At 60.5% G+C, this 11,411-nt stretch carries 11 protein-coding genes; all 11 read left to right on the forward strand.

Going from position 1 to position 11,411, the window contains the following annotated elements; all coding sequences use genetic code 11:
* Positions 1-6: 6 nt before the first annotated feature.
* On the forward strand, positions 7-390 hold the full coding sequence (locus MWR57_RS01410; protein ID WP_423122999.1) for a DUF2703 domain-containing protein: 384 nt from the start codon (positions 7-9) through the stop codon (positions 388-390).
* 28 nt (positions 391-418) lie between these two features.
* Positions 419-853 carry an arsenate reductase ArsC gene (locus MWR57_RS01415; RefSeq protein ID WP_423123000.1) on the forward strand — a complete coding sequence of 145 codons (435 nt, stop codon included), beginning with the start codon at positions 419-421 and terminating at the stop codon, positions 851-853.
* 135 nt (positions 854-988) lie between these two features.
* Positions 989-1,597: a TetR/AcrR family transcriptional regulator gene (locus tag MWR57_RS01420; RefSeq protein ID WP_423123001.1), complete on the forward strand. Its 609-nt coding sequence runs from the start codon at positions 989-991 to the stop codon at positions 1,595-1,597.
* Positions 1,597-2,754 (forward strand): efflux RND transporter periplasmic adaptor subunit, encoded by a 1,158-nt coding sequence (locus tag MWR57_RS01425; protein ID WP_479723930.1) that lies wholly within the window; start codon positions 1,597-1,599, stop codon positions 2,752-2,754. Before MWR57_RS01420 ends, MWR57_RS01425 begins: the two co-directional genes overlap by 1 nt.
* The gene (locus MWR57_RS01430; RefSeq protein ID WP_423123003.1) at positions 2,751-3,956 is read left to right on the forward strand and encodes an ABC transporter permease; all 1,206 of its coding nucleotides are present in this window, start codon (positions 2,751-2,753) and stop codon (positions 3,954-3,956) included. The genes MWR57_RS01425 and MWR57_RS01430 overlap by 4 nt, the downstream gene beginning before the upstream one ends.
* A gap of 1 nt (position 3,957) precedes the next feature.
* Positions 3,958-4,668: an ABC transporter ATP-binding protein gene (locus MWR57_RS01435; protein ID WP_423123004.1), complete on the forward strand. Its 711-nt coding sequence runs from the start codon at positions 3,958-3,960 to the stop codon at positions 4,666-4,668.
* A 38-nt stretch (positions 4,669-4,706) separates the two neighbouring features.
* Entirely contained in the window at positions 4,707-5,129 is a 423-nt protein-coding gene (locus MWR57_RS01440; protein ID WP_423123005.1) for a cytochrome c, read from the forward strand.
* Entirely contained in the window at positions 5,116-6,600 is a 1,485-nt protein-coding gene (locus MWR57_RS01445; protein ID WP_423123006.1) for an efflux transporter outer membrane subunit, read from the forward strand. Before MWR57_RS01440 ends, MWR57_RS01445 begins: the two co-directional genes overlap by 14 nt.
* Positions 6,601-7,095: 495 nt before the next feature.
* Entirely contained in the window at positions 7,096-9,030 is a 1,935-nt protein-coding gene (locus MWR57_RS01450; protein ID WP_423123007.1) for a DEAD/DEAH box helicase, read from the forward strand.
* A 142-nt stretch (positions 9,031-9,172) separates the two neighbouring features.
* Positions 9,173-10,981, forward strand: a complete 1,809-nt coding sequence (locus tag MWR57_RS01455) for a sensor histidine kinase (RefSeq protein WP_423123008.1) — start codon at positions 9,173-9,175, stop codon at positions 10,979-10,981.
* The gene (locus MWR57_RS01460) at positions 10,959-11,177 is read left to right on the forward strand and encodes a hypothetical protein (RefSeq protein WP_423123009.1); all 219 of its coding nucleotides are present in this window, start codon (positions 10,959-10,961) and stop codon (positions 11,175-11,177) included. Before MWR57_RS01455 ends, MWR57_RS01460 begins: the two co-directional genes overlap by 23 nt.
* The last annotated feature ends 234 nt before the right edge of the window (positions 11,178-11,411 follow it).

The raw sequence follows: 11,411 nt of genomic DNA on the forward strand, positions 1-11,411 counted from the left end.
AACACAATGGAAACAATCACGGTTGAGTGGCGCCATCTGGACAAAGAAGGAAAAACCTGCGACCGGTGCGCCGAGACCGGACAGGGTATAGCTGAGACGGTGCAACGCCTGCGGGAGGAATGCAGGGGAAAGGGGGTGGAGATCCTGTTCACGGAAACCAAGCTGAGCGGGGCGGAGATCAGCCAATCGAACCTGATCCTCATCAACGGCAAACCGCTGGAGAGTGTCTTGCCCATGACAACAGCCTCGGAAAGCTGCTGCTGCTCCTGCGGCGACCTCACGGGCAAGGAGGAATCCTGCCGCACCATAATCAGGCACGGCCAGGTTCATGAAGCCATCCCCCAGGAATTCATCCGGGAGGCGATCTGCCGAGTCGCGGGCTGCTGCTGACAGCAAACCCAACCCAGGATCATTTTCCATGCGCACACTGAAGATTCTTTTTCTCTGCACCGGCAACTCCTGCCGCAGCCAGATGGCCGAGGGCTGGGGCAACTCTCTCCATCCGGATCGCTACGAGTTTTACTCGGCCGGCATCGAAAAGCACGGCCTCAACCCCCTGGCAATAAAGGTCATGGCCGAGGCCGGAGTCGATATCAGCACCCAGTATTCGAAGCTGCTCTCCGAACTGGAGTCCATCACCTTCGACTATGTGATCACGGTCTGCGACCATGCCCATGAGCAATGCCCCCTGTTTGCCGGCAAGGCGATCAGATTGCACCAAGAATTTCCCGACCCGCCCCGTCTCGCCAAGAACGCCGCCAGCGAGGAAGAGGCTCTGGGCCATTACCGGAATGTGCGCGACGCCATTCGGGAATACCTGGTCAACCTGCCCAGCATCCTTGCCAGCCTGTAACCCTAGCCCGCTTTTATGATCACTTGGCGCTCGATGTGCCGCGAGCAATACACTCATGGCCCTGAATAAAAATCTTGACACAAGCACCGCTTCCGATAAAGATAGTAATCAATTACTATCTTTATCGGAGCTTTTATGATCCCACATGTCAAACATCTTCCGGCGAACGAGCGCCGGGCGGTAACGGTCGAAACCGTTATCAAATTGGCCGCGGAACGAAACCCGAGCGATATTACGACGGCTGCCATTGCCGAACGCATGGGCCTGACCCAGGGCGCGGTATTTCGCCATTTCCCCAACAAGGACGCCATCTTGCAAGCAGTAATAGAGTGGGTGGCGGAGCGGCTGCTGTTTCTGGTGGATAAAGCGGCGCGGGCCGCTCCGTCTCCGCTCGCCGCGCTTGAGGCCATGTTCATGGCGCATGTGAATTTTATCATTGAGCACCCGGGCATCCCCCGCATACTGTTCGGCGAGATGCAACATGCCGGGGAGACGATACCAAAGCGCATTGCGCAAACACTGACACACCGCTACCGAGAGCGGCTGCATCGGCTGATAGAAAGAGGGAAAACAAATAAAGAACTGGACGCCAATCTCGACAGGGAGGCTGCCGCCTTTCTCTTTATCGGCATGATCCAAGGCCTGGTGATGCAATCACTCTTGGCCAATGACGTAGGACGCATTATGCATGATGCGCCAAGAGTCTTTGCCATTTTCCGGCAGGGAATAAGGAACACACAATGATGAAACGTTTCCCCATACACATACAAGGACGCACCCTGGCGCTGGTGGTGGTGCTGGTGCCTCTTCTCGCCCTCTTCATCTATGTCGCCCTGCGTTCGGGGCCGCTTGCCCCGGTGCCCGTGACGGTGACCACGGTGGAAGATCGCGCCATCTCCCCGGCCCTGTTCGGTATCGGCACCATTGAGGCGCGCTACACCTACAAAATTGGTCCCACCTTTGCTGGGAGGATCAAACGCCTGGATGCGCAGGTGGGCGACACGGTTACAGCCGGACAGGTGCTTGGCGAAATGGACCCGGTTGACCTTGACGAAAGGATCCAGGGCCAGGAGGCCGCGCTGAAACGCGCCAAGGCGCTGCTCAGTGAAGCCCTGGCGCGCCAGGGCTACGCGCAAACGCAATCCCGGCGCTATGAACAGTTGCTGGAAGTGCGCGCGATAAGCGAGGAAACCGTGGCCACCAAAAAGCATGAGCTGCAGGTGGCCGAAGCAGGCTTGAACGCGGCGCGGGAGGAATTGGCTCGCGTTCAGGCCGATCGCGAGGCATTGATCGCCCAGCGCAAAAACCTGAAGCTTGTCGCTCCGGTGGATGGCCTGATCACCGCGCGCGACGCAGACCCCGGCACCACGATTGTCGCCGGACAGGCGGTGGTGGAGCTGATCGATCCGAAAAGCCTGTGGGTCAATGTCCGCTTCGACCAGATTCGTGCGCACGGGCTTGCCGCCAAATTGCCGGCCACAATCGTCTTGCGCTCGCAGACAGTCGAGTTGCCGCGGGGACGAGTATTGCGGGTGGAGCCATTGGCCGACGCTGTGACCGAGGAAACCCTGGCCAAGGTTGTATTTGACCAGCTTCCCGAGCCGTTGCCGCCGATCGGCGAGCTGGCGGAAGTCACCGTTGCCTTGCCACCGCTGCCGGCCGCGCCGGTCATCCCCAATGCCGCTGTCCAGCAACGCAATGGCGGCTTGGGGGTATGGCAGGTGCACAACGGCGACCTGCGCTTCACCCCGGTCATCTTGGGCGCCGCCGATTTGGATGGCAATGTGCAGGTGCGCGAGGGGCTGCAAGCCGGCGACCAGGTGATTGTCTATAGCGCAAAGTCCTTGAGCGCGCGCAACCGCATCACCATCGTTGACCGGATTCCCGGAGTGAAGCCATGATCAGCCTTGCGGGCCGGGACATCATGCATGCCTGGGGCAAATTCGTCTTTACCGGCGTGGGCCTTGGCCTGCTGATCGGCATAACCCTGTCCATGGCCGGCATCTACCGCGGCATGGTGGACGACGGCAAGGTCTTGCTCGACAACAGCGGCGCCGATCTCTGGGTGGTGCAAAAGGACACCCTCGGGCCCTATGCCGAATCGTCCAGCATCTACGACGATACCTGGCGTTCGATCCGCACCATGCCGGGTGTCGCGCGGACGGCCAACGTCACCTACCTCACCATGCAGGTGCGCCAAGGCGAGCGCGACGTGCGCGCCATGGTCACCGGCATCATGGCCGGAGAGCCGGGCGCCCCCGGCTGGCCTCCGTACCTCGTCGCCGGCCGGCAGATCACCCGGGGCCATTACGAGGCCGTAGCCGACCTTGCTTCCGGGTTCAAACTCGGCGACCGTCTCCAGATCCGCCGCAACCATTACACCGTGGTCGGCCTGACCCGGCGGATGGTCTCTTCCGGCGGCGACCCGATGATCTTCATCCCCCTCAAGGATGCCCAGGAGGCCCAGTTTCTGAAGGACAACGACGCCATCCGCCAGCAACGCCGCCGCACCGCGGAAAACCCGGCCTTCAACCGGCCGCAGGTTCCGGATCTCCTTGCTGCGGTCATCGCTTCGCAAAGCACCAACCCGTACGTCAACGCCGTTCTGGTGCGGATTGGCTCGGGCCATGCCGCCGAGAAGGTGGCGGAATCGATCCGCAGATGGAAACGCTTGACGGTCTACACCCGCGCCCAGATGGAAGAAATCCTCATCGGCAAGCTGATCGCCACTTCGGCAAGACAGATTGCCATGTTCCTGGTGATTCTTTCCATTGTCAGCGCGGCCATTGTCGCGTTCATCATCTACACCCTGACGCTTGGCAAGATCCGCGAGATTGCCGTGCTGAAGCTGATCGGCACCAAAAACCGAACCATTGTCGGCCTGATCATGCAGCAATCCATTGCTCTGGGCCTGATCGGCTTTGTGGTGGGCAAGATCACGGCCACCCTGCTGATGGCGCCGATCTTTCCCAAATATGTGCTGCTGGAGCCGATGGACTCCATTATCGGCTTCATTGCCGTGGTGGTAATCTGCATCCTCGCCAGCATCATTGCCATTCACGCAGCCCTCAAGGTCGATCCGGCCGAGGCCATTGGAGGCTGACATGACAGGCAAAGGCATTCGCATCGAAGGTCTGCGGAAACGCTATGGCAGCGGCGACACCGCCGTCGAGGCCCTGAAGGGCGTGGACATGCAAGTGGCTCCCGGCGAGGTGATCGGTCTGGTCGGCCCTTCCGGCTCGGGCAAAAGCACGCTGCTCAAGTGCTTGGGCGCGGTGATCGAGCCCAGCGGCGGGCGGATGATTCTCGGCGACGAGGTGATCTATGACGACGGCTGGAAGGTTACTGATTTGCGCGCACTGCGCCGCGACAAAATCGGCTTTATATTTCAGGCGCCATACCTGATCCCCTTCCTCGACGTTACCGACAACGTCGCTCTCCTGCCCATGCTGGCGGGAATACCGAATGCCGAGGCGCGCAGCCGGGCAGTAGAGCTGTTCACATCACTCGATGTGGAGCATCGCGCCAAGGCCATGCCCTCGCAGCTTTCCGGCGGCGAACAGCAGCGGGTGGCCATTGCCAGAGGCCTGATCAATCGCCCGCCGGTTATTCTGGCCGACGAACCCACCGCGCCGCTCGACAGCGCACGTGCTCTCGCGGTAATCCGAATTCTCAACGATATGGCCCGCAAATACGAAACCGCCATCATCATCGTCACCCACGACGAAAAGATAATCCCGACCTTCAAGCGCATCTATCACATCCGCGATGGCGTGACCTACGAGGAAGCCGGCGAGGGCCGGGGGTTCGAATGAAATACAACCGTACCGCCAAGGCAATCGTTGCCGCTGGAATGATCGGCATGTTCCTGGCGCCTGCACGCTCGGCAACCTGGGCCAACAACACTGTCGAAGCCAACCCGCTCGCCCTGCATAAGATCATGCAAGACCTGGCCGTGGATATGCAGGCCGTTGCCGATGGCATTTCCCGCGAAGATTGGCCCCTGGTGGCAAAAAATGGTCTGCGGATAGCCGGCCACCCCCAACCTCCGCTGGCTGAAAAGATGCGCATCTTGAATTTTATCGGCTCCGATGCCGGAAAATTCAAGGGCTATGACGAAAAAATCCACCAAGCTGGACAGGAAATGAAACGCGCTGCTGCGCGCCAGGACGGGACGGCGGCTATCCTTGCGTTTGCAACGTTGCAAAATAGTTGCCTTGCCTGCCATAAGAGTTTTCGCAAATCGTTCCAGGAGCATTTTTATGAGCAGCGCTAAACGGATCAGTGGCTGTATCCCCTTCACCTTCATCCTGCTCGGCCTGCTGACGGGATGCGCGGTGGGTCCCGCTTTCAAGCGCCCCGCGACGCCGGACACACCAACCTACACCGCCACCCCCTTACCCGCGCAAACATCCCCCGTCCCCACACCGTTGGGAGAAGCTCAGCATTTCGTCGCGGGCGGCTGGGTCAACCCGCAATGGTGGCAGGAACTCGGCTCAGCCAAACTGAATGCGCTGATCGACGAAGCCTTGCAAGCCAGCCCCACCTTGGCCAAGTCTCAAGCCGTGTTGCGCCAGGCGCAGGAGCTGTACGCCGCACAGGCCGGATCGACCCTGTATCCGCAGGTTGACGCCACCCTCGGCGCCCAGCGGCAGCGAACCACCCCCAGCTCCTTGGGCCAGGTTGGCGACCCCCGGGAATTCTCCCTCTACAATGCCGGCGTCGGCGCTCGCTACACGCTCGATTTAGCCGGCGCCACCCGCCGCTCCCTCGAGGCTCTGGCCGCCAACATCGATTACCAGCGCTACCAACTGGAAGGCGCACGGCTGACCTTGACGGGCAACATCGCCACCGCGACCGTCACCCAAGCGAGGCTGGCCGGGCAGATTCAGGCCACGGAAGCCATCCTCCATTCCCAGGAAGAACAACTGGGCCTGACCCGGGAACGGGTGCGCCTCGGCCATGCCGCTCCCGACGATGTGCTCGCCTTGCAAACCCTGGTGGAACAGACTCGCGCCGGGATTCCGCTGCTGCGCAACCAGCTCCAGCAGAACGACCATCTTTTGGCCGTACTCGCCGGCCGGGAACCGGGCGCGGGAGGCTTGCCATGCTTTTCCTTGCAGGAGTTCACCCTGCCAGCCGATCTGCCGCTTACCGTACCCTCCGAACTGGTGCGCAATCGCCCGGACATTCAGGCTGCCGAGGCCCTGCTGCACTCGGCAAACGCCGAATACGGCGTGGCGATCGCCAAGCTGTATCCACAGCTCAATCTCAGCGCCACGCTTGGCTCGCAAGCCTTGACCGCCGGCGCCTTGTTCGGGAGCGGTTCCGCGGTCTGGAGCCTGGTGGCGCAACTCACCCAACCCTTGTTCAACCCCGGATTGCCGGCGGAAAAACGTGCGGCCCTTGCCGCATTCGATGCGGCGGCGGCGAATTACCGGAATGTCGTGCTCGAAGCCCTGCGCAATGTTGCCGACGTGCTGCGGGCGCTGGACAACGACGCGCAGAGGCTGGCCGCCTTGGCTGCCGCCGATGCCGCGGCGCAGGAATCTCTTGCCTCCATGCAGCGCCAGTATTCGCTGGGCGCGGCCGGGTATATCCAACTGCTTACGGCGCAGCAGCAGGCGCAGCAGACTCGAATCAGCCTGATCGAAGCGCAGGCGCGGCGCCTTGCCGATAGCGTTGCCCTGTACCAGGCCATGGGCGGCGGAAGAACAAACGACGGCGAAGAGCTTGTCCGTAAATAAATCTTTGGTGCTCGCCTCCGGCTTTTGGCCGTTTTGGGCCGCTTCTCAATCGTCCCGCCCAAATCCGCCTCACAATCCGGCGCGATCCCTGAAAAAATTATTTACGGACACGCTCTAAAATTCGGCAAGGCCGCGCCTATTTTTCGCGCCACCATGGCGTATTCAGGCAACAATCAGACATTCCGCTTGCTTTCCTCAACGAACCATGGTACATATCGCAATTCATTGTGTTGCCTCTGCCTGTAATCGCTATACGAACAAAAGCGCACCGCACAAAGCCTCTGCCGAGGGCGTGCGGTTTTTTTGTTTAGGAGCCGTTCGTTATTCAATAACTTGTGCAATCCTGAACGTTCCTTTACGGCTCCTTATGCCGTTTTACCTACCCAGACGACAACATTATTTGCATAACGGCTTATGGGTCGTTGGGCCGCAAGGATCTCTTTTTTCCTGCACAGCAACCCTTCACCCACACGCCCTTCAATAAGGAACACCATCATGACCACCTTTGCTGACCTTGGCATCCATCCCGACATCATCTCCGCCCTTGAAGCCCTAGGCTTCACCGCGCCAACCCCGGTTCAGGAACAGATCATCCCGATCCTCCTTGATAAACCGGTGGATATCGTCGGCCTGGCCCAGACCGGCACCGGCAAGACCGCGGCCTTCGGCATCCCCCTGGTGCAGCTCTGCTCGCCGGATAGCCGCAAGACTCAGGCCCTGGTGCTCTGCCCGACCCGGGAACTCTGCATGCAGGTGGCCCGCGACCTCAACAGTTTTGCCAAGAATCTTCCGGCCATCCGGGTCTGCGCCATCTACGGCGGGGCCAGCATCGACAACCAGATCCGCTCCCTGCGCCAGGGCGCGCCGATCATCGTGGCCACCCCGGGCCGATTGCACGATCTGATGCGCCGCCAGGAGATCGATCTTTCCGCTGTCCGCTCGGTGGTGCTGGACGAAGCCGACGAAATGCTGCAGATGGGGTTCCAGGACGAGCTCAACGCCATCCTCGCCCAGACCCCGGCGGACAAACACACCCTGTTGTTTTCCGCCACCATGCCGCAAAGCGTGGCCTCCATCTCCAGAAAGTACATGAAAAACCCGCTGGAGATCACGGTGGGCACCCGCAATGCCGGTTCGGAAAACATCCGCCACGTCTACTACATGGTCCACGCCAAGGACCGCTACCTGGCCCTGCGCCGGTTGGTGGACATGAACCCGGACATGTACGCCATCATCTTCTGCCGTACCCGCCAGGAGGTCAACGATGTCGCGGACAAGCTCGGCAAGGACGGCTACAACGCCGACCCCCTGCACGGCGAACTCTCCCAGAGCCAGCGCGATTACGTGATGCAGCGTTTCCGCAGCAAGTCGGTGCAGTTGCTGGTGGCCACCGATGTGGCGGCCCGCGGCCTGGACGTCACCGACCTGACCCATGTAATCAACTACAACCTGCCCGATGACTCCGCCAACTACACCCACCGCAGCGGCCGCACCGGCCGGGCGGGCAAGACCGGCATCTCCATCTCCATCATCCACATGCGCGAACGGTTCCGCATCAAGGAGATCGAGAGCAAGATGAAACGGCAGTTCGAGCTGGGCAAGGTTCCCTCGGGACACGAGGTCTGCAAAAAGCAGCTTCTCCACAAAATCGAGACCATCAAGAACGTCGAGGTAAACCATGCCCGGCTCGCCCCCTTCATGGAGGCCATCACCGAGGCGTTGGCCGATCTCGACCGCGACGAACTGATCCTGCGTTTTGTCTCCCAGGAGTTTGCCGACATCCTGGCTCATTACCAGAATGCCCCGGACATCAATGTTTCGGACAAGGGCCGCGGCCAGGATGAGGGCTACAACCGCCCGGAGAGCAGATTTGCCAGACCGGAACGCCCGGAGGGCAGATTCGGCCGCCAGGACGACCGTGACCGCGGCGAACGCGTGCATTTCAGCCGGTTTTATCTCAATATCGGCCAAAAAGACGGCCTCTATCCGGCCCGGCTCATCGGCCAGATCAACGATGCCAGCGGTTCCGCCTCCATTAAGATCGGGCGCATCGAGATCCTGGACAACACCGCCATGCTCGAAGCGGACAGCCGTTTCGCCCAGAAAATCATCGAAGTGTTCCAAGGCCTCAAGGTCAATGGGCGAGACGTCGAGGTAAAGACCCTTGACACCCCCAAGGGCCGCCCTGCGAAACCTGCCGGCGGCGGCTACCCCGGACGCGGCAACAAGGGCGCCAAGCCGTCATACAAGCCCTCCTCTTCGGGCAAGCCCTATGGCTCGAGCAAGCCGCATACTTCGGCCAAACCATATGCCTCGGTCAAACCGTATGCCTCGACAAGGCCCGCATCCCCGGGCAAACCGGCATCCGCATCCAGACCGCCGTCCGCCGGCGTTCCCAGACGCGGGAAGAAGAAGCCTTTCCCTGAATGAGCGTAGCTTCCTTCGAACAGGGGCCCTTGCTGAAATATTTTTGCCAGGGGCAGGATCTAATAATAACCTGACCACATTCTAACAATCCCATGCTATCCTGTTGCTGTTGGCCCAATCAACCCCAACCGCAACAGGAATTGCCATGCATCATAAACGCCTTATCTGGCAGTTGTATCCAAGCCAGCTCCTCATCACCATCATCGCCCTGCTGGCCGCGGCCGGATACGGGGCATACTCCCTCCGCGCCTTTCAACTGGCCCAGACCGGCGCCGGTCTTGAAGCGCGGGCCCACCTGACCCAAGAGCACGTTCTCTCCCTGCTGGCCGCAAAGGACCCGGCTGCATTGCAAACCTTCTGCGCCAGCGCCGGAAAGCGCTCCGGAACCCGGCTGACCGTTATTGCCACCAACGGCGAGGTTTTGGCCGACTCCGACGAAAATCCCGGCCGCATGGAAAACCACGCCGGACGGCCGGAGATCATCGCCGCCCTTGCCGGCCGCCCCGCCCCCTCGCTGCGCTTCAGCCATACCCTGCAGGAAAACATGATGTACGTGGCGATTCCCCTGGTGCAGAACGGCAAGGCCAGGGGCGTGCTACGAACCGCGATCCCGGTGACCTTCATCGACAGCGCGCTGAGGGAAATCTTTTTAAAGATTATCTGGGGTTGCCTGATTGTCGCCCTGGTGGTGGCACTGGTCGCCTGGTTCATCGCCCAACGCATCAGCAGGCCGCTGGAAGAGATGCGGCTGGGCGCGGAACGTTTTGCTGGCGGCGCTTTCACCGCTAAGCTGCGGGAGGAAGGAGCCGAAGAGGTGGCGAGCCTGGCCCGGGCCATGAATGCCATGGCCGATCAGCTCGACACCAGGATCAAAACCATCGCCCGGCAGCACAGCCAGTTGCAGGCGGTCTTTTCCAGCATGGTCGAAGGGGTGATCACCGTGGACACCGAGGAGCGCATCCTCGATATCAACCAGGCCGGAGCCCGGCTGCTCAACATCGCCCCGGAAAAGATCCGGGGGAAAAGCGCCCTGGTGACGGTGCGCAACCTGGCCCTGCAACGCTTTATCAGCCAGACCCTTGCCTCGGCCAAACCCATCGAAGGCGAAATCGACCTCACCGGCCCAGACGGGCAGGAAAAATATTTCTACGCCCACGGCACCCGGCTCCAGGACGCCTCGGAGATGACCAGCGGCGCGATCGTCGTCATCAACGATGTCACCAACCTCCGGCGCTTGGAAAACATGCGCCGAGATTTCGTGGCCAATGTTTCCCACGAGCTGAAAACCCCGATCACCTCCATCGAAGGCTTTACCGAAACCCTGCTGGATGGCGCCTTGGAAAGCCCCGAGGATGCCCGGCGGTTTGTGGAGATCATCGCCAAGCAGTCCAAACGGCTGCACGCCATCATCGAGGATCTTCTCGCCCTTTCCCGGCTGGAACAGGAGCAGGAGCACACCGAACTGGTGCTGACGGAAGAAAAGATCATTACCCCTCTGCGGAGGGCCATCGAGACCTGCGGGCTCAAGGCAGCCGAGAAAAAGATCAGCCTCGAACTGGCCGCGGACGATGATCTCACCGCCGACCTCAACGGACCTCTGCTCGAACAGGCAATCACCAACCTCATCGTCAACGCCATCAAATACAGCGACGAAGGCGGGAGGGTAATAATCCGGGCCGATCAGCGGGACGAAGATACCATCGCCATCGAAGTGCAGGATTTCGGCACCGGGGTCGCAGCCCAGCATCTGCCGCGGTTGTTCGAACGCTTCTACCGCAGCGATGCGGCCCGCAACCGCAAGGTCGGCGGCACCGGCCTGGGGCTGGCCATCGTCAAACACATTGTCCAGGCGCATGGAGGCGAGGTGGGTGTCACAAGCGAGGTCGGCAAGGGCACAACCTTCACCATCCTGCTTTACAAGGAGAAACACCATGAAAACACCAAGACAACATGACAAACCCACCTTGAGTACCGCCCTGGAAAAAGCGGCCAAACATATCTGCACGGCCAGAAGCGGACTATGCCCCCATGTGGTCGAACAGTACCCCTGCCCCAGCGACTGCACCCTGGACACCATAGCCTGGGAATGCTGGGCTCAGTACTTTCTTGATCAAGCAACCCCTCCCCGATCCCGGGAAAAAACCGCCTGAAAAAACTCGCTCCGCCCCTCCTGGCCTGCCTCCCCTCCTGAACCAAATCATGTTGCAACGCTAACACGCCCCTCACATAACCCCCTTATAACTCTAGCAGGATGTTGAAAAAGAGTCTTCACTGAAGGCGTTCTTGCCGTCAGCCCTGATTTTCAAATTGTTCTTTGAAACTTTGCACCCACCCTGTGGGAGATTCTGCCATATTTCGATGCACTTTTCTTCATTTCAGGGGAA

The organism is Hydrosulfovibrio ferrireducens, assembly GCF_046883345.1.
In the GTDB taxonomy this organism is placed as follows: domain Bacteria; phylum Desulfobacterota; class Desulfobulbia; order Desulfobulbales; family Desulfurivibrionaceae; genus Thiovibrio; species Thiovibrio ferrireducens.